General features: G+C 65.6%; 22 protein-coding genes. 17 read left to right on the top strand and 5 right to left on the bottom strand.

All coding sequences use genetic code 11. The annotated features are described in order from the left end of the window. Positions 1-95 precede the first annotated feature (95 nt). The 6 genes from ACZY1G_RS18785 to ACZY1G_RS18760 all read left to right on the top strand — a co-directional run bounded on the left by ACZY1G_RS18785 (position 96) and on the right by ACZY1G_RS18760 (position 4,452). Positions 96-656 (top strand): TetR/AcrR family transcriptional regulator, encoded by a 561-nt coding sequence (locus ACZY1G_RS18785; protein WP_463816230.1) that lies wholly within the window; start codon positions 96-98, stop codon positions 654-656. A 300-nt stretch (positions 657-956) separates the two neighbouring features. Further along, positions 957-1,538 (top strand): cutinase family protein, encoded by a 582-nt coding sequence (locus tag ACZY1G_RS18780; RefSeq protein WP_463823271.1) that lies wholly within the window; start codon positions 957-959, stop codon positions 1,536-1,538. A 69-nt stretch (positions 1,539-1,607) separates the two neighbouring features. Beyond that, positions 1,608-2,576, top strand: a complete 969-nt coding sequence (locus tag ACZY1G_RS18775) for a pirin family protein (RefSeq protein WP_463823270.1) — start codon at positions 1,608-1,610, stop codon at positions 2,574-2,576. Between the two features lie 25 nt (positions 2,577-2,601). Continuing rightward, positions 2,602-2,991 carry a pyridoxamine 5'-phosphate oxidase family protein gene (locus tag ACZY1G_RS18770; protein WP_463816227.1) on the top strand — a complete coding sequence of 130 codons (390 nt, stop codon included), beginning with the start codon at positions 2,602-2,604 and terminating at the stop codon, positions 2,989-2,991. Between the two features lie 181 nt (positions 2,992-3,172). After that, on the top strand, positions 3,173-3,775 hold the full coding sequence (locus ACZY1G_RS18765; RefSeq protein WP_463823269.1) for a TetR/AcrR family transcriptional regulator: 603 nt from the start codon (positions 3,173-3,175) through the stop codon (positions 3,773-3,775). Between the two features lie 86 nt (positions 3,776-3,861). Further along, positions 3,862-4,452, top strand: coding sequence for a Clp protease N-terminal domain-containing protein (locus ACZY1G_RS18760; RefSeq protein ID WP_463823268.1), 591 nt, complete (start codon positions 3,862-3,864; stop codon positions 4,450-4,452). 46 nt (positions 4,453-4,498) lie between these two features. On the opposite strand, the gene ACZY1G_RS18755 is transcribed toward ACZY1G_RS18760, so the two are convergent. Continuing rightward, positions 4,499-5,290: a phosphodiesterase gene (locus ACZY1G_RS18755; protein WP_463823267.1), complete on the bottom strand. Its 792-nt coding sequence runs from the start codon at positions 5,288-5,290 to the stop codon at positions 4,499-4,501. A 92-nt stretch (positions 5,291-5,382) separates the two neighbouring features. Here ACZY1G_RS18755 and ACZY1G_RS18750 point away from each other — a divergent pair, with 92 nt between their 5' ends. After that, positions 5,383-5,532 carry a hypothetical protein gene (locus ACZY1G_RS18750; protein ID WP_463816223.1) on the top strand — a complete coding sequence of 50 codons (150 nt, stop codon included), beginning with the start codon at positions 5,383-5,385 and terminating at the stop codon, positions 5,530-5,532. Between the two features lie 85 nt (positions 5,533-5,617). Next, complete coding sequence (locus ACZY1G_RS18745; RefSeq protein WP_463816222.1) at positions 5,618-6,025, top strand: hypothetical protein; 408 nt, start codon at positions 5,618-5,620, stop codon at positions 6,023-6,025. A 78-nt stretch (positions 6,026-6,103) separates the two neighbouring features. Here the strand turns inward: ACZY1G_RS18745 and ACZY1G_RS18740 are convergent, their stop codons facing one another. Next, positions 6,104-6,433 (bottom strand): hypothetical protein, encoded by a 330-nt coding sequence (locus ACZY1G_RS18740; RefSeq protein WP_463816221.1) that lies wholly within the window; start codon positions 6,431-6,433, stop codon positions 6,104-6,106. A 225-nt stretch (positions 6,434-6,658) separates the two neighbouring features. Between ACZY1G_RS18740 and ACZY1G_RS18735 the strand changes: the two genes are divergently transcribed. The 8 genes from ACZY1G_RS18735 (at position 6,659) to ACZY1G_RS18700 (ending at position 16,865) form a co-directional block, all read left to right on the top strand. Next, on the top strand, positions 6,659-7,951 hold the full coding sequence (locus ACZY1G_RS18735; RefSeq protein ID WP_463816220.1) for a cytochrome P450: 1,293 nt from the start codon (positions 6,659-6,661) through the stop codon (positions 7,949-7,951). Positions 7,952-8,008: 57 nt separating this feature from the next. Beyond that, complete coding sequence (locus tag ACZY1G_RS18730) at positions 8,009-9,304, top strand: PucR family transcriptional regulator (RefSeq protein WP_463823266.1); 1,296 nt, start codon at positions 8,009-8,011, stop codon at positions 9,302-9,304. Positions 9,305-9,415: 111 nt separating this feature from the next. Continuing rightward, positions 9,416-10,375 (top strand): fumarylacetoacetate hydrolase family protein, encoded by a 960-nt coding sequence (locus ACZY1G_RS18725; RefSeq protein WP_463823265.1) that lies wholly within the window; start codon positions 9,416-9,418, stop codon positions 10,373-10,375. A 16-nt stretch (positions 10,376-10,391) separates the two neighbouring features. Then, positions 10,392-11,087: a VOC family protein gene (locus ACZY1G_RS18720; RefSeq protein ID WP_463816217.1), complete on the top strand. Its 696-nt coding sequence runs from the start codon at positions 10,392-10,394 to the stop codon at positions 11,085-11,087. 3 nt (positions 11,088-11,090) lie between these two features. Next, the gene (locus tag ACZY1G_RS18715; protein ID WP_463816216.1) at positions 11,091-12,908 is read left to right on the top strand and encodes an FAD-dependent monooxygenase; all 1,818 of its coding nucleotides are present in this window, start codon (positions 11,091-11,093) and stop codon (positions 12,906-12,908) included. A gap of 23 nt (positions 12,909-12,931) precedes the next feature. Then, positions 12,932-15,265 carry a transketolase-like TK C-terminal-containing protein gene (locus ACZY1G_RS18710; protein ID WP_463816512.1) on the top strand — a complete coding sequence of 778 codons (2,334 nt, stop codon included), beginning with the start codon at positions 12,932-12,934 and terminating at the stop codon, positions 15,263-15,265. 98 nt (positions 15,266-15,363) lie between these two features. Further along, a complete protein-coding gene (locus ACZY1G_RS18705; RefSeq protein WP_463823264.1) occupies positions 15,364-16,665 on the top strand; it encodes a cytochrome P450 in 1,302 nt (433 codons plus the stop codon). 2 nt (positions 16,666-16,667) lie between these two features. After that, on the top strand, positions 16,668-16,865 hold the full coding sequence (locus tag ACZY1G_RS18700) for a ferredoxin (RefSeq protein WP_463823263.1): 198 nt from the start codon (positions 16,668-16,670) through the stop codon (positions 16,863-16,865). 429 nt (positions 16,866-17,294) lie between these two features. Here ACZY1G_RS18700 and ACZY1G_RS18695 read toward each other — a convergent pair whose 3' ends face one another. Then, on the bottom strand, positions 17,295-17,648 hold the full coding sequence (locus ACZY1G_RS18695) for a VOC family protein (RefSeq protein ID WP_463823262.1): 354 nt from the start codon (positions 17,646-17,648) through the stop codon (positions 17,295-17,297). A gap of 106 nt (positions 17,649-17,754) precedes the next feature. Then, on the bottom strand, positions 17,755-19,989 hold the full coding sequence (locus ACZY1G_RS18690; protein WP_463823261.1) for a catalase: 2,235 nt from the start codon (positions 19,987-19,989) through the stop codon (positions 17,755-17,757). 108 nt (positions 19,990-20,097) lie between these two features. Here ACZY1G_RS18690 and ACZY1G_RS18685 point away from each other — a divergent pair, with 108 nt between their 5' ends. Further along, a complete protein-coding gene (locus ACZY1G_RS18685; protein WP_463823260.1) occupies positions 20,098-20,811 on the top strand; it encodes a helix-turn-helix domain-containing protein in 714 nt (237 codons plus the stop codon). Here ACZY1G_RS18685 and ACZY1G_RS18680 read toward each other — a convergent pair. Then, positions 20,748-21,143 (bottom strand): VOC family protein, encoded by a 396-nt coding sequence (locus ACZY1G_RS18680; protein WP_463816210.1) that lies wholly within the window; start codon positions 21,141-21,143, stop codon positions 20,748-20,750. The two genes, ACZY1G_RS18685 and ACZY1G_RS18680, sit on opposite strands and share 64 nt — an antisense overlap. Between the last annotated feature and the right edge of the window lie 25 nt (positions 21,144-21,168).

Raw genomic sequence — 21,168 nt, 5'->3', positions numbered from 1 at the left:
CCCCCTCACAAACCGTAGGAGACGACCTGCGATTCGTCAATACGGACCGCTCCGTATCGCAATAACGGCGTGTTGTCTCGTTTACGGTGAGGACCATGCCCGCCAACCGCAGTGAGCAATCGCGTCGGGCCATCCTCGATGCCTCCGTCTCGATGATCGGAGAACTCGGCTACGACAACATCTCGATCGAAGCCATCGCCCGACGGGCCGGCGTGAGCAAGCAGACGATCTACCGCTGGTGGCCGTCCAAAGGTGCGGTGATTCTCGAAGCTGCTACCGAAAGCCTCGGCGCCGTCGTCACCATTCCCGACACCGGCGACCTCGTAGCCGACCTGCGCACCCAACTCACCGCCATCCTGGATCTCATTTCCACGACGGGCTTCGGACCTGCGTATCGTTGCCTCATCGCCGCCGGCCAGTCTGACCCCGGCCTTCTGCACGCGCTTTTCCAGCAGATCATCGAGCCCAACATCGAGGACTTTCGCGCCCGCACCGGTTTGGCGCAACAGCGCGGTGAGCTGCGTGCCGACGCCGATTGGCAGACCATGCGCGACATCCTCTACGGGGTGATCGAGTACCGGCTGATTCACGCCATGCCCTTGGAACCCGCCCACATCGACGGGGTGCTGTCGATCGTGTTTCAGGGAGTGCGTTGAGGTGATGGCACCCGGAACCGGGTTGTATAAGGGAATCTCACCGACGCGAACGTGACAGCGGTGCTGCAACCCTCATCGCACAGACCAGCCGATTGTGTCGACGGGAAACCGTGACCCGAGCACAGGATGTGTCGCGATGACGAGATCGACATGTGAACAACTCTTTTCACCCCGACCGGAGCGGACCGCAGTGCGCCTGCCTCTCTGTGCGATGGCCGTCGGCGCTGCGATCGCGGCACTGTTCAGCAGTACGACCGCGGGTCAGGCCCACGGTGACCCGGCGTCTGTCGCCGTCACAGCGTGCGCCGACGTCGAGGTCGTCTTCGCTCGAGGCACGTTCGAGAGTCCGGGAGTGGGCAAAGTGGCGAACCGTTCGTCGCGGCACTGCGTCAACGTCTTCCGAACCGCGAGGTGGCTGTCTATGCCGTCAACTACCCGGCGTCACTGGAATTCGGTCGCGCTGTCGACGGCATCCTCGATGCCGACGGGTACCTGGCCCACCTCGTGGCCACGTGCCCCGCGACCGAGATCGTCCTCGGTGGCTACTCACAGGGCGCCGCCGTCACCGGTTATCTCACCAGCGCAACAGTTCCCGCCGGATACGCGCTGACTCCCCTACCTCAGGACATTGCCCGGAAGATCGCGGCAGTGGTTCTGTTCGGCACACCCTCACCGGGGCTGCTCGGGATGCTGCACCACGGCGCCCCTCCCGTCGACATCGGCCCCGCCTTTGCCGCGAAGACGCTCAGCCTCTGCGCCCCAGGAGATCCGGTCTGCGAGCCGGGCGGCCTCGACCGCAACGCCCACAGCGCCTACGCGGTCAACGGCATGGCCGACGAGGCCGCCGACTTCAGTGTCGCCCTTCTGCGTGTCAGCCCGTAGTCGTCGCGAGAGCCTGTCCCCCGAATCGTTCGAACCCAGAGCTTCAGTCAACCTTCAAGGAGGCCACCGATGCCAGCCATCACCGCAGACACACTCACACTGCCCCGAATCCCTCTTCCTGACCCCGCTACAACCACACAGCGACCAGTGGAATCCGTGACCACCGCGCCGAGCGCGTGGGAGGGTGAGGGGTTTCCCGTGCGGCGCGTGTTCGCCTGGGTGTCACCTGAGTCGTTGGATCCGTTCATCCACATGGACGAGATCGGCGCAATCGATTGGGCCGCAGGCGAACCCAAGGGAACACCATGGCACCCCCACCGTGGGTTCGAGACGGTCACCTACATCATCGACGGAGCGTTCGAACACACGGACTCTCACGGCGGCGGCGGAACGATCACGAACGGCGACACCCAGTGGATGACCGCGGGGAGCGGGATCCTGCACATCGAGCAGCCGCCGGAAGGCCTCGTCGTGTCCGGCGGGCTGTTCCACGGTGCGCAGCTGTGGGTCAACCTGCCGCGAGCGAACAAGTTCGTCAGCCCCAGATATCAGGACATTCGCGCTCAGCAGGCCGAGCTCCTGTCATCGGCGGACGGCGGCGCGCTCCTGAGAGTGATCGCTGGAGACATTGCCGGTCACACGGGGCCGGGCATCACCTACACGCCGATCACCTACGTGCATGCCACCATCAGTCCCGGCGCGCGCCTGACAATTCCATGGCAGGCCGATTTCAACTGCCTGGCCTACGTGCTCGCCGGTAACGGCACCGTCGGCACTGCGGCGCAACCGATCCAGAAGGGTCAACTCGCCGTCTTCGGCGCCGGGGACTCCTTCACGTTGGCTGCGCGGGCACGGCAGCGCTCCGCGGAGCCGAACTTGGACGTGCTACTGCTTGGCGGTCGGCCGATCCGGGAGCCCATCGTCCACGTGGGCCCGTTCGTCATGAACACTCTCGCAGAGGTCTACCAGGCCCAGCGGGACTATCAGGCGGGTCGGTTCGGTGCCATCCCGTCCGAGCACCTGCCCCGCCCCGAGTGACGATTGGGAAGGTAGGGCATACACCTTGGCAACACACACGTTCCACGCTCTGTTGCGCCGGGACACGCACGTCTTCATCACCACGATCATGAGTGACGGCTCGCCGCACACCACGATGACATGGGTGGACACCGACGGCGAACACGCACTCGTCAACATCCCTGCCGGAACACTCAAAGCGCGCAATGTTCTTCGTGATCCCAGGGTTAGCCTGGCCATCGCCGATCCAGACAACCCGCGGCACTACTTCGCCGCGCGCGCAACAGTGGTGGCCATCGTCGAGGACCATGGCATGGTCCACTTCGACCAACTCGCGAGGAAATATCTGGGCACGTCGTTGGCCGAACTCGGTGGGCCCGTTCACACCAGGCTCATCGTGACGATCCGAGTGGACTCGATTCACGAGGCTCCATGACCTCCGGCATTGATCCCCAGACTGGCCGATTGCGAATCTCCGTGTGGACGTCGACGAGCGACTGGCTGGGAGCGACAGCGGGTCGACCGGTTCGCCGTGGGGCTCGCCGTCCGCCGCGTGACCCCGGTACGTAGCGAACACGAACTCGCACACGCGCGCCGGATGCTATATATGAGCCGAGATGGCGGATGACAGCGGCGGCGGCTTTACGAGTCACGAGCGCATTCGTGATGCGGCACTCGAGTTGTTCTCCAGACACGGGGCTTCATCCGTGACGTTGCGCGATGTCGCCCAGACTGCCGGCGTGTCCGTGGGTTTGGTGCAGCACTACTTCGGCTCCAAGGACCGACTCATCGAGGCCATCGACGGCCACGTGTTGACCGTCGTCGCCACAGGTCTGTCGGCGGCGTTGCCTGAGTCGGCGCCACAGGCGGTGGACGAACTCGGCCAGAGGGTGCACTCCCTGATCGCGAAGCACCTGCGCGAGGTGGACTATTTCGCGCAGATGATCGTGACGCACTCCGACGCCGGATCGGCATTCTTCGATGCGATGGTCGAGATCATCAGGAGCCATTGGCAAAACGTTGCTGATTCCAGCGAACACGGAGCCGAACTCGATGTCACCTGGGCAGCCCTGAATCCCCTCATGCTGGCGCTGGGTGCCATCATCCTACGTCGACACATCGACCGCCAACTTCCCAGACCGTTCACTACCGAAGCGCAACTGACCCGCTGGGAAACTGCCGTTAATCGCCTGCTCAGCCGCGGTCAACTGCCCGACTGAGACTGCTCGTCCGGCCTGGAGGAACAGCCGGCCCCGAGGGCTGCTCCGCAGAATCCGCACCCGCATTCGAGTGCGCGACGACCCTCATGGCGCGCCAAACCGTGCCGCCAAAGCAATACGGCGATATTGTTGCTGAAGGCCCCGCGATGCGCCGAGTCGGCGTGCACCACGACGGGGTGGAACGAGGTCTTCGCATGCAACAAGCTCTCAGCAGGTCATCACTGCCGCCGGACGACATCACGATCGCAGATCTCGCTTGGGCGCTTTCGTGCCTCGACCCTGCGGCAGAGCTGGCCGTGAATCGCGCACATGACGAGGCGCACCACCGTCACAGCGACCACATCGGCAGCCTTCACCTGCTGCTGGCGCTCGTGACCGACGACGCTGACCCTGTCGTGGGTGCTCTGCGATCCCGGGGAATCGATCTTCAGAAAATGTTCGCGGACATCGATCACGCATTGGGGTCACGTCAGGACCCGCGGTTCGTCCACCTCATGTACGGCCCCAACGCCAAGGCCATCATTTTTCACGCCGCTCGTCGCGCCCAGAACAGCTCCGGCGCCCACGCCTCGCCCCTGCACCTGTGGTGGGCGCTGAGCCGAAGTCCCCACTCCCGCGCAGGAGCACTGCTCTTCAGCCTGGATCAGCTCGACTATGTGCAACGACGAACCCAGTAGCCCATCTGCAGTCGATGTGGCGAATGTCGTTCTCCCTGAGTGGTCGTCAGGCGAAGGGATACGGGCCGTCGTAGTCGCCGATGTGGCTGCTGTGGCTGATCAGTCCGTGTCGGGCGTTCCACAGATGCAGCATGCATGCGCGGGGTCCGACGTGACTGCTGGGCTCCGCGCCTGCCAGGTTCAGATCGATCTGCGTCACAGTGCTCGGACTGGTGCAGATCACTGTGTTCGCCCATCGCTTGACCATCGGTCGATGCACGTGTCCGCAGAGCACGATCTCGATGTTGTCGAAACGCTTTACCACTGAACGCAATTCGCCTCCTTCGACATAGCGGTACTCGTCCATGTAGGAAATCCCGCTGACGAACGGGGGGTGGTGCAGCATCAGGATCGTCGGTGTGATCGCGTCATGGGCGAGCACCTCGCCGAGCCATTCGAGTCCATCACGATCGATGTGGCCGTGGTGTTCGCCAGGCAGGGTGGAGTCGAGTCCGATGACCCGCACCGGATAGTCATCGACGCAGTAGTGAAGCGGTCCGGATCGCGGAAGATAGGTGTGGTCTGAGAACGCCGTTCGAAGGTTCTCGCGGTCGTCGTGATTTCCCGGGATGACCAGGTACGGAATGGTGAGTGTCGCCAGGATGCGCCTCAGGGTTGCGTACTCCTCCGGCTGGCCCTCGTCGACTAGATCGCCGGTAAGCAGCACCAGATCCGGTCGGCGGTCCATGGCGAGCAGGTGATCGATGGCCTCGACGAGCGCCTGGTTCGAGTCGGTCACGCCGTGATACAGGACTCCGGGCGGACGGACGTGCAGGTCGGAGAGCTGAGCTATCAGCACGTCAGTCTCCCGGCGTTTCCTTTCACCGCGCAAGGATGACGCGTCGGACTGCATTCCGCCTCTCGGGCTCGTCGAAGGTGGACAATGGCGACATGTCCGCCGCAGTCTGGATCGTCATCGGGGTGATCGCTGTCGGCACCGTCGCGGCGGGTTTGGTGCGGATGCGGGCGTGGCTACAGAAGCCGGTTCCGCCGGAGGTCATCGAAGCCGCCCACCGCGACGACGACAAAGACGCCACCTAGTTCCCGTCGGGCGACAGCTCTCCCGATATCGCACCTCGGACCGTTCGCTCTGCGCCGCCGCCTCGATGCTGCCAGAGTTAGGGGAATGTCGGGTCTACGAGCCGTCTCCGCGGTCTGTGGGCGGCGGCTGTGCGCGGCAGTTGCCGCCGGCTCTGCAGTCCTTCACGCGATGATGGTCGTCCACGCACGCAGCTCAGCGCTGGCTGTGCTCATCGTCGCGATGGCCGGAGCGTGTCTGTTCTGCGCCTACGAGATGTGGCGAGCCTGCGGCCCCCGGACATGGGCCGTGGTGGCCGTCATGAATCTGGGCATGATCGCTGTGCACTGGTCCACGCCCGTTCATCACCACGGCACCCCGGTGATGCTCCCCGACCAGTCCATGCCCGCGCTCATGGGGCTGACGACGGTTGTGTCCCTGACTGAGGCCGTTATCGCCGCCTCGGTGCTCTACGCGATCACGCGACGACGGGACCCGTCAGTTTTCGGTAGGTAGCCCACGTCGTTCACTCGAGCCCGAGTGCAGCTGCCCCGTACAGCACGGTGCTGGTGTTCAGCCGGGTCGGGTGGGACGTCAGCATCTGTTGGACGAAATCGGCGGCGGTCGGCTCGCTGGCCAGGACTCGATCCGCATGTCGAGGTAGTCGATCGTCTCCGTCAGGACACGGGCATCGTTCGGCGCGTCGGGGCGCCGATGCGAGGCCACGACGATGTCCGGTTGCCACGCTTGCACTTCCCTGATCGTGTCGATCCACTGCCTGCGTTCCTCGTGTTCGCGGCTGCCCATCAGCGCGCAATGCACGTCGTTGTAGGCGATGTCGCCGACGACGGCGGCATTGAGTTCTGGCAGGCGAACGTACGACGAAGTGGCGTGATCGGATTGCCCCGCGGCAACGACGATCACGTCGTGGCCCTCCAATCCCAGCCGATCGCCGGGGAGGATCTCAGGAGAAGAATCCGGTCGCCGAACCCCATCGTGCGCTCTCGGATCGCCGCGTAGAGAGACCCTTTCCCGACCTCATCTTCACGGCTTTGGCGGATCGTCCGTGTGGTTCCCGATACTGTTTCACGCCGTTCCGTTTGGACTGTGATCCATGTGGATGGAACCTGAGTCTCCTATCCTGAACGGATGACCGCCCGACAACGCCTGCATTGGTTGACACTGCACGGCGTGATCCGCGCGCTGACCACACTCGGTGCCCGCCGCGGGGACCTTCAGGGGCGACTGATCGCAGATCCCGCCGCCCGCGCCAACCCGGGCGAATTCTCCGACGAGATCCGCCGTCACGGCAGGGTCGTTCGGGCCCGCGCGGCGTGGCTGACGGCAGATCACGCCGTCGCCCATCAGGTGCTGCGATCCGACGATTTCGCGGTGACGGCGAGCGGGAAGTCGCTGCCCGCGTTCCTGGGCAGGATCGAGGAGCGCCTGCGCGTCAGCGGTCGCGTCCACCCCCTGCTCCCGCCGTCCCTGCTGTCGGTGGAGCCGCCCGACCACACCCGCTACCGCCGCACCGTCTCGTCGGTCTTCACCGCCCGCGCCGTGTCTGCTCTCGAAGAACGCATCGAGTCGGCTGCCAAGGTTCTGGTCGACGAGATCGCCGAGGGGCCGGGAGTCGTGGACATCGTCGACCGGTATTGCTCACGGCTGCCGGTCACGGTTATCGGCGACATCCTCGGCGTGCCGGAGGAGGATCGCCCCAAGATCCTCGAATTCGGGGAACTCGCGGCTCCCAGCCTCGACGTCGGCCTGTCCTGGCCCCAGTATCTTCGCGTCGAAGAGGGCTTGGAGGGATTCACCGAGTGGCTGACCGATCACATCCGCCAGTTGCGGCAGGCCCCAGGTGACGACCTGATGAGTCAGCTCATCGAGGCGACCGATGAGGGCGCGCGCCTCGACGACCAGGAGCTCCTTGCCACCGCTGGGCTGGTATTGGCTGCGGGTTTCGAGACCACGGTGAATCTCCTCGGAAGCGGCATCGATCTTCTGCTGCGCCACCCCGACCAACTCGAACTGCTGCGTGAACGGCCGGAATTGTGGCCCAACGCCGTCGAAGAGATCTTGCGGTTCGAGTCTCCCGTGCAACTGACGGCGCGCCATGCCGTGCAGGACACCGAGGTGGCGGGCCGAACGATCCGGGCCGGCGACGCGATGGTGCTGCACTTGGCGGGCGCCAACCGAGATCCTGAGGTGTTCTCCTCCCCCCACACCTTCGACGTGACGCGCGACAACGCCGGACGGCACCTCTCGTTCTCCGGCGGCCGGCATTTCTGTCTCGGTGCAGCCCTCGCCAGGTCGGAGGGAGCCGTCGGCCTGCGCGCGTTCTTCGCGCGCCATCCGCACTCCGAGCTGACCGGTGGCGGCCGACGCCGCGACACCCGCGTGCTGCGCGGATGGGCGACGCTACCGGTCAGCCTTGCCTAGGAAGCGTCCGCTGGATCGGCGGCCGCCGACCGCCGGAACGTCGGCACGTACCCGGCGATGAGACCCTGGTTCGCCGAGCTGGAAGCCTCGGCACCCGAGGCATTCCCCGCGAACTCCGTGTTGCCTGAGCGCGCCCAGATGCTCGCCGCGCAGTTGGGTCCCGGTCCGGTCGGCTGGGCTGTCGAACTGGGCGCATTCATGGCGGCGCGCGTCACCACCGCGATCCCGGAGCTGGCAGTGGACGTGATCGCCAGCGAGGTCGCAAAAGGGTGCGAAGCCGTGGCACTCGGTGCGCTGTCGTTGATCGCGCTTGACGACGACGTGTCTTTCGCGCAGATGCCCGAAATCCTCGCGGGGCCCACGGAGGTCGTGGCGCGCGGCATCGGCATCGAGCACATGCTCCGCAGCATTCATCTCGCCCATTCCACCGCGGTCGGCGTGCTGCTCGACGCTGCCGAACGTGTGGTACCGGAGGCGCAACGGTTCACCGAGATGCGGCGCATCAACGAGGCGCTGTTGGGCATCGTCGACGTCCTCACCACGCGCATGGCCGAGGAGTACACGCGCGCGCACGAGGAATGGATAGCGGGTTCGGCAGCTCTGCGCACCCAGATCGTCGAGGACCTGCTGGCCGGCAACGCTGTGCCCATGGACCGTGCCACCCGCATTCTCGGCTACGACCTGACTCGCTGGCATCTCGGAATCGTCGTGTGGACCGGGGCTGCGGCAACCGCGGAACCGACGCACCTGAAAGCCGTTGCGGCGCAGATGCTCTCCGCCGCCGGGTGTGCGTCGACCCTCGTACTCCCCGTAGGCGCGCAGCGGGTGTGGGCGTGGGGCTCGCGGACATCGACACCGCCTGAGCCCGTCATCCCCGCGATCTCACCGCCGCCGGGCGTTCGTGTCGCAATCGGAACGGCAGGGTCCGGTGTCGACGGTTTTCGGCAGAGTCACCGACGGGCCGCGGAGGCAGCGCGGCTCGGCTCGATGTCCACACGGCAGGACTGGGCGTTCCGTTATCAAGACGTCGACATCGTCGCGATGCTCAGCGCCGACCTGCCCGCCGCCCGGGAGTTCGTTCTGCGCGAACTGGGAGAACTGGCCGGCAGCGCCGATTCGACCAGAACAGTGCGTCACACGCTCAAGTGCTACCTCGATCGGGACCGGAGCCTGGCCGGTGCCGCAGCCGACCTCCAGATCGCGCGCAACACCGTCGCCTACCGGGTGCAACGCGCTGAACAACTCCGAGGTCAGCCCGCAACGGTGCGACGACTCCAGCTGCACGCCGCGCTCGCCCTTGCCGAAGAACTCGGTGACGCGGTGCTGCGGCCGGCGCCACACCCCTTGGACTGAGAGCTCAGCCTGCCCCGCCGAATCTGGATTCGAGCACAGGATTCGCCGGGTTGACGCGCAGTTGACTGGTCGTCGAGCCGGTCGAACGACCGGCAGACCCGGGAGTTGTCGATGGTCGTCCACCTCGTCCGATACGAGCTCGACAAGCGCGCCTCGTGGGGAGTACTCGGCGGAGATCACATCGCACCGCTGAGCGGTGACTACCCGCGCACCGCCGACCTGATCCGCCACGGCGAATCGGATTGGACGGCAGCGGCTTCGCGGCCCGCCGAGGTGAACGCGGCCGATGTCGCCCTGCTCTCCCCCGTCACCGTTCCGTGCCGGGTGATGTGCCAGGGCGCCAACTACCGTCAGCATGCCATCGAGTCCGGGATGGACCCCGACGCGCGCGAGTTCAATCTGTTCTTCGACAAGACCGACGCGGCCGTCACCGGACCGTGTGACCCGGTCGCGCGGCCCGCTCATGTGAGCCTGCTCGACTACGAGATCGAACTCGCGCTGGTTCTGCGCGGTGGAGTAGACGCACCGGTCACCGTCACCGCCGAGAATCTGCACGAGTACGTCTTCGGAGTCACCATCGCCAACGACCTCTCCGCCAGAGACGTTCAGCTGCCGCAGGGACAATTCCTCAAGGGCAAGAGCTATCGCGGATTCTGCCCCCTGGGGCCGGTGCTGGCGGTGCTGGAGCCGGAAGACTTCCCGCTGTTGGACGATCTCGAGTTGCGACTGGAGGTCAACGGTTCGTTACGCCAGACCGACAACACCGCGAACATGCTCTACAAGCCCGCCGAAACGCTGCGCGAGCTGAGCGAATTCTGCAACTCCGACCCCGGAGACGTTCTGCTGACCGGCACCCCGCACGGCATCGTGGCGGGCTCGCCGCCGGCCGTGGTCCGACGCCTGGCCACCGCACTGCTTCCCGAGAACAAGCTATGGGCCGCATTCGTCAAGATGAACCAGCGCAAGCCGTATCTACGGTCCGGAGATGTCGTGACCGCCTCCATCCGCAACGCCGCCGGAACACTCGACCTGGGCACCCAGCGCACCACCATCACCGCCGCCAATCGCTGACAGGAGAACTCGAATCATGAGCGCGACACCTCATCCCTTGCAACATCCGTCGCAACCTGCCAAGGACGAAGACGACACCGTCCACGCGCCGGACCTCGACGAGCTGCCCGACCGCCTGGTGCCCGACTTCATCGCGCACTGGGTGGTCAAGACCGCGCGAAGCGCCGAGATGATCGAGTGGTACGGCCATGTCTTCGGCGCCCGTGTTGTTCACGAAGACAGTCAGATCGCCTTTCTCACATGGGATCACGAGAGCCACCGATTGGCATTGGTGAAACTCCCCCCACCGCTGCGTTATGTCTTCCCTCTGTCCCGGTGGCGCCGCAAGACCTACGGCATCGACCACCTGGCCTTCACCTTCGTCACGGTGGAGAAGTTGCTGCTGACCTACGAACGCCTCAAGGGCGTCGGCATCACCCCGGTGTGGGCCATCAATCACGGGCCCACGACCAGCCTCTACTACGAAGACCCCGAGGGGATCCGGCTGGAATTCCAGACCGAGAACTTCCCCACGGCGCAGCAGACGGCGGATTACTTCAACAGCAGGGACTTCGACGACAACCCGATCGGCACCAACATCGACCCGGACTATCTGCTCGAGCAGCTTCGCGGCGGTGCCGACCGACAGCAGCTCCTCACCCGGGGCGCCGGCACCCGTCCCGGCACCAAGCAGCGGTCCAACAAGCGCGCCATCACCTGGAAGACGCTGTGACACATGGCCAATGAACCAGTAATCATCGTCGGTGCCGGCGCCGCGGGGTCCACGATGGCGCTACTGCTGGCTCGCTACGGCGTCTCCAGCACGCTCATCGAAGAGCGTCACGACACGCGCCTTCACCCGGCTGCGCACGTCATCAACGCACGGACCTTGGAAATCTGGAATCAGGCCTCCCCTGCCTTGGGCGCCGCCCTGAACACGATCACACCACCGATCGACAGCGTCAACATCATCCGCTGGTGCACCGACGTCCGTTCTGATCCGATCGGGGAGATCGATCTGCTCTCCCAACCGGACCGACTCGCCGAGGTTCGCACCCACAGCCCCCATCTCATCTCGCACATCGGTCAACATCTGCTCATGCCGCAGCTGTGGAACGCCGTGGACAACGAGCCCCTCATCGATTTCCGCCGCGGCACCCGCGCGGAACTGGCCGGCAGAAGGGTGATTCTGCGGTCGGCGGGCAGCGATCCTGTTGTCGCCGTGCCCCGAATCGTCGTCGCCGCGGACGGCGCGAACAGCTCGTTGCGCGACGCCGCCGGTATCACCATGACCGGACCTGTCCTGGCCAATATGGGAAGTGTGTTCTTCCACGCACCCGGCCTCTACCCGACTGGCACGAGCCGACCGCTACTGAGCTGGATCTACCATCCGCGCTTCAGCGGGGTGATGATCGCCCACGCGGACGACGACTACGTGTTGATGACTCCGTATCTGCATGCCAGTCAGGCGATCGCGAGTGCGAGTCGTCGATACTGGAACGCGATCCTTCCCGACGTGATCGGATCCGAGGACTACCGAATTCGTTCGACCGGAACCTGGACCATGACCAAGCAGATCGCCGACCGATTCCGCCGGGGGCCGCTCCTCCTCGTCGGAGACGCCGCGCACCGATTCCCCCACACGGGTGGCTTCGGGCTCAACAGCGGCGTTCAGGACGCTCACAACCTCGCCTGGAAGGTTGCCGCTGTGCTGTGCGACGACGCACCGGACTCCTTGCTCGACACCTATGAGGCCGAACGACGGCCCGTCATCGAGCGGTTCGCCACGCAGAGCACCCACAACCACTTCACTCTCGACCAGGTCACCGCACCCCTGGGAATCACCAACCGATCGCTGCACCGCGCGACCGAGCTCATCGGCAAGCTGCCCTTGAACTGGGTCCCCCATCGGGTGATCGCGCGTGTCGCGGACGCACTGACCACGGCTCAGACGTCGCGAACTCGGCGTCTGCTCAAGGAGAACGCGCGCAGCACGCGACTGCGACGTCGGATGGCGGAGGCGATACCCGGGCAGGAAGAACACTTCGTGGCCAGCGGTCTGGAGTTCGGCTATGCCTACCGGAGTGCGCTGATCGACACCGCGGAAGGACCGTGTCCCGAAGGAGACGTCGCCCTGTACCACCCGACCACGCACCCGGGTGCGCGCCTACCACACGCGATCATCACCGACGAGAACGCGGCCGAATGGTCGACTCACGACAGGATCAGGCCGCGAGGACTCACACTGTTCACCGCCGACCCACACGGCTGGGCCGAGGCCCTCGCCGGCGCACCAGTATCCGCGCCGCTGTCGATCGTCGCCGTGGTCCGCACCGAGGCCGAAGGCCGCGCCGTCGACCTGCTCGAGGTCGGCGAGCACGGCGCCGTCGTGGTGCGACCCGATGGGCACGTGGTGTGGCGCTCCCGCACCGGCCCGACGTCGGTCGACGCACTCCGGACGTTTGTCGAGCGCTCGTGGAGTGAGGTCTACCCCCATGCGAGCACCCATTCCGGAGAACACTCCGCCGAGACCGAAGGACAGGTGACACAGTGACGCTCGCCCATCCGCCCGCGTCCGTGCCCGCTGCCACGGATCCGGCATTCGTGTCGGACCTCGACGAGATCGCCACGCGTGTCCTGTGGTTGTCGACGGCAATGGTGCACCACGCCAATCGGATACGCCCGAACCCGAGTGGCTTGAAAGTCGGTGGCCATCAGGCGTCGTCTGCGTCGATCGTGGGCATCATGACCTCGCTGTACTTCGGGCAACTCGAGGCCGGAGACAGGGTGTCGGTGAAACCCCATGCCTCCCCAGTGCTCCACAGCATCAATTACCTGCTCGGGTTACTCGACGAGCGCCACATGACCACCCTGCGAGAGTTCGGTGGGCTGCAGAGTTACCCGAGCCGGACCAAAGACCCCGACCCGGTCGACTATTCGACGGGGTCGGTGGGTATCGGAGCTACCGCGCCGATTTGGGCCACCTTTGCTCGACGCTATGTCGAAACTGCTTTCGGTGGAGCCGCATCCGGCCGCCAGTACTCTCTCGTCGGCGACGCGGAACTCGATGAGGGCGCGATCTGGGAAGCAGTACTGGATCCGGTGGTGCCGGAACTCGGCGAGATCGTCTGGATCGTCGACATGAATCGCCAGTCCCTGGACCGAGTGGTTCCCCACATCGCCTCGGGACGACTGGAGGCGATGTTCGCGGCCGCGGGATGGCAGGTCATCACCGTGAAGTTCGGAACTCTGCTCGAGACGTTGTTCAGCCGCCCGGGCGGCGACGACCTGCGCTCCCGCATCCTGACCATGCCCAATCCCGAATACCAACGCCTGCTGCGGTGTTCGGCCGAAGAACTGCGCACCAGGTTGCCCGGCGACGGGAAGGAATCGGCCGGAGTGGCCGCGGTGATCGCCGACCTCGACGATGCCACCCTCGTTCGGGCGATCGCCAATCTCGGCGGCCACGACCTCACGACGATGCTGGACGCCTACCAGCAGATCGACGACACCCGCCCCACAGTCATCCTCGCCTACACCATCAAGGGTTATGGCCTGCCCGTTCAAGGACATCCCCAGAACCACTCGTCGCTTCTGACCGACGAACAGTTCGCCGAGCTGGCTCACACCGTGGGCGAGGATCCGCAGCAGCCCTTTCGCCGGTTCGATCCTCAGTCGGCACACGGCCGGCTGTGCCGGCGGGTCGCCGAACGCTTACGTCGGGAGGACGTTCGCCGCGTCGAACCACCACGGGTGCCGACTGACATCGGGCGCACCCCGCCGGCACTGTCCAATACCCAGAGTGCACTGGGACGTACGCTGCTCGACCTCACCCGCGACGCGCCGGACGTGGCACGGCGCGTGGTCACTGTGAGCCCGGATGTCAGCTCGAGCACCAACCTGGCGGGCTGGCTGAACAAGGTGGGCGTGTGGTCGCCGTCGGAGCGGCCGGATTGGTTCGCCGATGACGCCGACACCATCATGCACTGGCGTGAACGACCGACGGGCCAACACATGGAGCTCGGCATCGCCGAGGTCAATCTGGTCGGCCTACTGGGCGAGCTGGGTGCCACGTGGAGCCGATGGGGTCAACCCCTGTTTCCCATCGGCGTGCTCTACGACCCGTTCGTCGAACGCGCACTGGAACCCTGGTCCTTCGGGATCTACGCCGGTGGGCAGTCCATCCTGGTCGGCACCCCGTCCGGGGTCACGCTGGCTGCCGAAGGTGGCGCGCACCAGTCGATCACGACGCCGTCCATCGGTCTCGAGCAGCCTGGCTGCATCAGTTACGAGCCGGCTTTCGCCACCGAAGTCGAGTGGATCCTGCTGCATTGCATCGCCCATCTGGGCAGACCCGACGGAACATCGTCCTACCTACGGCTGTCCACTCGTCCGGTGCGTCAGGAGTTGGCCGGAATTCCTTCAGATCCCGCCGCCCGGGACCGCCGTCGCCGCCATGTCCTCGCCGGTGCGTACACCTTGCGTCCGGCCGTCACGCCCGCCGTCTGCATCGCGGCCGTGGGTGCCTTGGTCACCGAAGCCGTGGACGCTGCGAACCGGCTCGCGGATCTGGGCGTCGAGGCAGAAGTCGTCTGCGTGACGAGCCCCGACCTGCTCTACCGCGCCCTTCGTGCTCGCGATGGGCTGGCCGAGGAGCCAGCGTGGATTCTGGATCAGGTCTTCCCGGCCGAGCGAGCCGCACCGATGGTCACGGTGCTCGACGGGCACCCTCACACCTTGGCATTTCTCGCGACGATCAATCGGGTGCGGTGTAAGTCGTTGGGAGTCAGCTCATTCGGGCAGGTCGGGGACCTCGAATCCGTGTACCGCTATCACGGCATCGACACTGACAGCATCGTCGTTGCGGCGCTCGATCTGTGCGCCCACCTCGGTGGAAAGACAGGGACATGAGCGCGGGGCTGCCGTCGTTGCATCCGAGGGCAATCCGGTGCGACATCCCTGGTCTGCAGTCCAGGACATGACTGGCACGTTCCCTGTTTGCTGAGACGGTGACCCGAGAACAGCGCGACGAACACGCCACGCGGTGCCCGCACTCGCCTGCGTCGCCTACGGAATTGCAATCAGCGCAGTCACTTTCGAGCCAGCCCCTGCCTGTCTACGACCGCGATGTCTTTTCGGCGTCGGCGATCGCGGATCCGTACCCGCACTATGCGGCACTGCGTGAGCTCGGTTCTGTGGTGTGGTTGAGCAGGCACCGGATGTACGCCGCTGCGCGCTACGATTCGGTGCGCGCCGCACTCGCCGATGACGATTCGTTTCGGTCAGGGAATGCGGTTGCGATGACCCGCCTCGCCCAGCTGACCGGTCGCAAGACGACCATCGTCAGTGACGGCGAGCCACATCGAGCGCGCCGCGCGTTGGTCACCGCACGCCTGACACCGCGGGCTCTGAGGTCGCTGAAGCCCGATATCGAGTCGATGGCTGCTGACATCGTCGACAGTGCGATCCGAAAGGGTCGAGTCGACGGTGTGGCCGACATGGCCCTGGCGATGCCGATGACCGTCGTGCCCGACATGATGGGATGGCCGGCCCGAGGTCGGGACAATCTGCTGTCATGGGGAGTCGCCGCCTTCGACTACGCCGGGCCGGCCAACAGGCTGTTCCTGCGGTCCCTGCCCGGGGTCATCGCAATGCGGCTGTTCGTCGCGAGGTTGGTGCGCACGGGCGACGTCGCGCCCGGTGGCATCGCCGACGAACTGCTGCAGGCCGTCGAGGCCGGCGCCCTGACGAAGTCCCAGTGCGCCTTACTTCTGATCGATGTGCTTGCACCCTCGATCGACACCACCGCCAGCATCATCGCCGCTGCTGTGCAGCTCTTCGCCGACCATCCCGAGCAGTTCGAAGACCTGCGCCGCGACCGCACGCTGATGTCGAACGCCGTGAACGAGGTGGTTCGGCACGCGTCCCCGTTGCGGGCCTTCACTCGACGCGTGAACGGTGCGACCTCGCTTGCGGGCCACGTCATCCCGGGTGGTTCGCAACTGCTGGTCCTCTTCGCTTCGGCGAACCGCGACGGAGCCGTGTTCGGTGAGGCGGACAGATTCGACATTCACCGCGACACGACAGGACAACTCGGCTTCGGGCACGGGACCCACACCTGCGGCGGTCAGGGCCTGGCCCGGATGGAGACCGCGGCGATCCTGTCGGCGTTGTGTGACCGGGTCGAGCGAATCCGTCGCATCGGCCCTGGGGTACGAGCGATCAACAACATCATCTACCGCTGGGAATCGCTGCCGGTGGAACTCATTCCACGGCGACCGAAGGCCGCCTCATCTCAGAAGGAGAGCTGATCGTGCGCATCGACGTCGAATGGGATCTCTGTGAGGGCCACGGCCTGTGCACCGAACGGGCCCCGGAGTTATTCGAACTGGACGACGACGGTCAGCTGATGTTCAGCCACGAGAACGAGTCGATTCCCGATCATCTCCAGAATCACGCCGCGTCGGCGGTCACTGCCTGCCCGGTCGCCGCGTTGCGGGCACGGGAGTGACGTCCAGCGTCCTCTCGGAAGACGGCGACGCTGACGGTTGGGTCCTCTGTCACGGGTTTCCCTACGATGTGCACGCTTTCGACGACGTGACGCCGCGGCTCGTCCCACATGGCGCTCGGGTGAGCGGGCCGCGCTGGCCGACGATCTCCGACAACTGATCAGCGCGTTCGACAACCCCGACTTCGTCGATGTGGTGATCCACGCATATCGCCACAACTTCGGTACAGCACAGGGTGATTCGCGATATGCGTTCATTCGCGTCTCACTCGCGCGCCGCCCCGGTCATCGCCCTGCCCGTCGTCACCCTGGACGGGGTGCACGATCCCTCACACCGGGCGGGACCGCCAATCACGTGCTGACCGTGGCCGGGTGGTCGGGTCTCGCGTAACGACCCGCGCCTCGGGGGACCTCGAACCGATCTGGAAGTGCCTAGGACGGCGGCTCGTACACCTGAAGATCGTTGCCCTCTGAGTCCTTGAAGGAGGCGATCCGGCCCCACGGGTGATCGCTGATGTCACCGACGAACGACACACCTTCGGCTTTCAATCGCGACACCTCATCGTCGATACTGCCGTCTGGCTGGAACGTCAGCAGCGCGCCACCACCGCCGTCCGCTCCGGTCGACTCGCGAGCGTTGAGGCCGATCATCAACCCGTTGGCGTCCAACTCGGACCACTCGTCCGTCTCTTTCTTCACCTCGAGACCGAGGGTGTCGCTGTAGAAGCTCAACGCGCGCTTCATGTCCTTGACCGGTAACCACACGGTTGCCACGCCTGACGCCATGTCCTGCACCTCCATTTATTGTTCACTGACCCCCGTGCGATACCCCCTGACAGCGCCGTGAGTCCCTGCCATTTCTGACATCTCGACTCATCGGCGCCGTCCGGGTTCAGACTGCGACGTCGCGGCTCCACACCCGGTGCTCGCCGAGACTCTCGATCAGTGAGGCGGCGAGCGCTGATGCCTCGGACCCGCTCAACACACCCTCAGCGCCGTCGGTCACCCCAGCTCGCGTCAGCAGGTCTGTGCCCTGCGGCAGGACCGCGATGCCCTTGAAGTGCCGGAACACCTCGTCGACGAGGATCTTGGCCTGGACAGTGCCGGGTGAGCCGGCGACGACCAGGGCATCGAATTCGATCGACCGCGCGGTCGCATACGTGCGAGAGATCGGTACGCTGCCGCCGTCGTGGGCCAGCGTGCCGCCGTGCGGCGCGATCACCAGGGGTACCAGCTTCGCCGCCCCGAGCGCGTCGACCACGGTCGAGACGTCGCTGACGTCGGAGTCGGGACCGACGAGTATGCCGATGTTGCGGCCTTCCACCGGCCACTGCCGGCCCACCTGACTCACCGCCGGGCTCAGCACAGTCGGCTCGGCGGGCGGCACGGTGGGTGCCGGCGGCTCGAGACCCAGCCCCGCGGCGACCGTCGCGCACAGCTCGGTGTCGATGTTCGCCAGCACCGCCAGCTGCCGCTCCTTGACCGCCTGCTCGTAGCACTTGCCCAGTTCGAACGTGTACGCGTCGGCCACATGGGCCTGCTCGACAGGACTGAGGCTGCGGTAGAACATCGTCACCTGACTGAAGTGGTCATCGTAGGAGGCCGGGGCCGCACGGACTTTCGTCGATTCGGTCACCACGGCGGGCGCCTCGATGAACGCGCCGGTATCGGCGCCGGCGAAGAACGGGCATCCGCCGTCGAGTGAATTCGGGTGGTAGGGCGCAACGCCCGGATGCACGCCGTGTTGGTGGAAACCGTCGCGGAGCATGTCGTTGACGGGTGCGTGCGGACGGTTGATCGGGATCTGCCCGAAGTTCGGGCCGCCCAGCCGGCTGAGTTGAGTGTCCAGGTACGAGAAGAGTCGAGCCTGCAGCAGCGGATCGTCGGTGACGTCGATACCCGGAACGAGGTGTCCGGGATGGAAAGCCACCTGCTCGGTCTCGGCAAAGTAGTTGGTGGGATTGCGATTCAGCTCCATGGTCCCGATCACCTGAACCGGCACCAGTTCTTCGGGCACCAGCTTGGTGGGGTCGAGCAGGTCGATGCCCTCGAACATCTGATCCGGGGTGTCCGGCATGACCTGCACACCGAGCTCCCACTGGGGGTACGCGCCCTTCTCGATAGCATCGGCGAGGTCGCGGCGGTGGAGATCGGGATCCATTCCGGCCGCGATTTGCGCCTCCTCCCACACGAGCGAGTGCACACCGAGGCGCGGCTTCCAGTGGAACTTGACCAGAGACGTCGAACCATCTGGACCCGTGAGCCGGAACGTGTGGACGCCGAAGCCCTCCATCATGCGATAGGACCGCGGAATTCCTCGGTCGGACATGTTCCACATGGTGTGCGCCTGGGCTTCGGTGTGAAGGGACACGAAGTCCCAGAAGGTGTCGTGCGCGCTCTGGGCCTGAGGTATCTCGCGATCGGGGTGGGGTTTGGCGGCATGGACGACGTCGGGGAATTTGATGCCGTCCTGGATGAAGAACACGGGAATGTTGTTGCCGACCAGGTCGAACGTGCCCTCGTCGGTGTAGAACTTCGTCGCGAAACCGCGGGTGTCGCGCACGGTGTCCGCTGATCCGCGAGACCCAAGCACCGTCGAGAAGCGCACGAAGACACCGGTTTTCGCGCCCGACTTCAGGAAGCCAGCGGCAGTGATCTTTTCGGCGGCGCCGTTGGCCTGGAACACGCCGTGTGCGGCTGCGCCGCGGGCGTGGACCGCGCGCTCCGGGATTCGCTCGTGATCGAAGTGAGTGATCTTCTCCCGTAGGTGATGGTCCTGCAGGAGTGTCGGCCCCCGCCGTCCGGCCTTCAGAGAGTGGTCGGTGTCGTACAGGCGCGCGCCCTGTGCCGTGGTGAGGTACTCCCCCTGCTGTCCGCGGGCGGTCTGACCGCCACCGACGGCCGTGCCTGTCGCAGTCCGGAGATCGGGTCCGCCCTGATCCGGCTTCGGCGGTAGCGGCTCGCGCGCAGATGTCGGCTCATCGAAGGGAGCCGGCTCCGGTCCCGGTGCGCCGGGAATGTAGCTCGGACTGTGCTGCTGCATCCGTTCGGCGACCTCTACCACTTTGTCTTTCGCGTCCTTGACGACGCTCTTGATGGTTTCCTTGGCTCCGCGGTCTGCGGCCATTGCGCCCCCTCTCTCGTGGGCGGGCACCACTGCATGTGCCCACTCAGGTCGACCGCCCGGCTTCCCGCTCCAGTGCCGCCTAAACGCCGGGTCGCTAACCTGACGGTGATGAGTTACTCCGAGTTCGCGGCACCAGTGCCGCTCGAGAATCTTGCGGAGTGCCGGTGGGTGGCCGAAGCTGCCGGCGCGGCACGCATCCTGCCCGACGGATGTATGGATCTCATCGAGATGGATGGCGACGTGGTGATCGCCGGACCGGACGCCACCGCTCATGTCACCGGTCACCGCAGTGCGGGCGCCACCGGAATCCGGTTCCGCCCTGGTGCGTTACCCCGCCTGCTCGGGATTCCCGCTTCTGAATTCGTCGGCGCCCGTGTGGTACTCAGCGATGTGCGATATGACGTTCCGCGCGGCACGATGCTGGATGTGGCGACGCATCTGCTGACCCGAGATGCCGTCGCCGACACCGCGCCGTGGCCGGTGGCACAACTGGCCCATGTCACGGCGCGGTTCGCTGCAGGTGCGTCGGCCACGTCGGTGGCACAGGAGATCGGCTGCTCGACACGGACGTTGCACCGGCACTGCACGGCTGTGTACGGATACGGTCCATCGACGCTGCGGCGCATCCTGCGGTTCCGTGCAGCGGTCCACAAGCTGAGAGCCGGTGCTACGGCCGCTGACGTGGCGCAGGTGAGCGGGTACGCAGATCAGGCGCACCTCTCGCGGGAGATGCGCGAGTTCGCGGGCGTCTCCGTTCGTCAGTTCGTCAGTGCCGCAAACAAATCGACCGAGGTTCCGTCGGGATCCAGCACCGTCGCATAGCGCTGCCCCCACGGGGCGTCGAACGGCTCCAACGATGCGGGATGCCCGGCTGCGGTCAGCCGGCTGAACACCGCATCGACGTCTGCAGGCCGGTCGAACCCGAAGGCGAGGGCGACGCGCCCCGCCGACGTCGGCGGGGCCCACCCGGGGTGCATGCCCGCGATCGTGTCCTCCGTGTCGAGCATCAGACGGTTCCCACCGGGAAGTTCGATGTCGATGTGAGGGCCGTCGCCGGCAGGGACGACCAGACCGACCAAGCGGTAGAAACGGACGGACGTGTCCAGGTCGGCGGTCACGATCTCGACGGCGGCAGCAAGGGGGCGAATGTGCATACGCGTGACGTTAGATCGCCGTCAC

Source organism: Mycobacterium sp. IDUB_5 (assembly GCF_055419565.1).
Note: the sequence above shows the minus strand (reverse complement) of the source record. Positions and strands in the feature narration are given on the sequence as shown.

What these genes read in the sequence shown, in the direction of transcription:
- ACZY1G_RS18680 (WP_463816210.1), bottom strand. Translation starts at nt 21,143, where the DNA reads ATGCACATTCGCCCCCTTGCTGCCGCCGTCGAGATCGTGACCGCCGAC.
- ACZY1G_RS18775 (WP_463823270.1), top strand. Translation starts at nt 1,608, where the DNA reads ATGCCAGCCATCACCGCAGACACACTCACACTGCCCCGAATCCCTCTT.
- ACZY1G_RS18715 (WP_463816216.1), top strand. Translation starts at nt 11,091, where the DNA reads ATGGCCAATGAACCAGTAATCATCGTCGGTGCCGGCGCCGCGGGGTCC.
- ACZY1G_RS18745 (WP_463816222.1), top strand. Translation starts at nt 5,618, where the DNA reads ATGTCGGGTCTACGAGCCGTCTCCGCGGTCTGTGGGCGGCGGCTGTGC.
- ACZY1G_RS18685 (WP_463823260.1), top strand. Translation starts at nt 20,098, where the DNA reads ATGAGTTACTCCGAGTTCGCGGCACCAGTGCCGCTCGAGAATCTTGCG.
- ACZY1G_RS18765 (WP_463823269.1), top strand. Translation starts at nt 3,173, where the DNA reads ATGGCGGATGACAGCGGCGGCGGCTTTACGAGTCACGAGCGCATTCGT.
- ACZY1G_RS18730 (WP_463823266.1), top strand. Translation starts at nt 8,009, where the DNA reads ATGAGACCCTGGTTCGCCGAGCTGGAAGCCTCGGCACCCGAGGCATTC.
- ACZY1G_RS18785 (WP_463816230.1), top strand. Translation starts at nt 96, where the DNA reads ATGCCCGCCAACCGCAGTGAGCAATCGCGTCGGGCCATCCTCGATGCC.
- ACZY1G_RS18695 (WP_463823262.1), bottom strand. Translation starts at nt 17,648, where the DNA reads ATGGCGTCAGGCGTGGCAACCGTGTGGTTACCGGTCAAGGACATGAAG.
- ACZY1G_RS18735 (WP_463816220.1), top strand. Translation starts at nt 6,659, where the DNA reads ATGACCGCCCGACAACGCCTGCATTGGTTGACACTGCACGGCGTGATC.
- ACZY1G_RS18690 (WP_463823261.1), bottom strand. Translation starts at nt 19,989, where the DNA reads ATGGCCGCAGACCGCGGAGCCAAGGAAACCATCAAGAGCGTCGTCAAG.
- ACZY1G_RS18760 (WP_463823268.1), top strand. Translation starts at nt 3,862, where the DNA reads ATGGCGCGCCAAACCGTGCCGCCAAAGCAATACGGCGATATTGTTGCT.
- ACZY1G_RS18725 (WP_463823265.1), top strand. Translation starts at nt 9,416, where the DNA reads ATGGTCGTCCACCTCGTCCGATACGAGCTCGACAAGCGCGCCTCGTGG.
- ACZY1G_RS18750 (WP_463816223.1), top strand. Translation starts at nt 5,383, where the DNA reads ATGTCCGCCGCAGTCTGGATCGTCATCGGGGTGATCGCTGTCGGCACC.
- ACZY1G_RS18720 (WP_463816217.1), top strand. Translation starts at nt 10,392, where the DNA reads ATGAGCGCGACACCTCATCCCTTGCAACATCCGTCGCAACCTGCCAAG.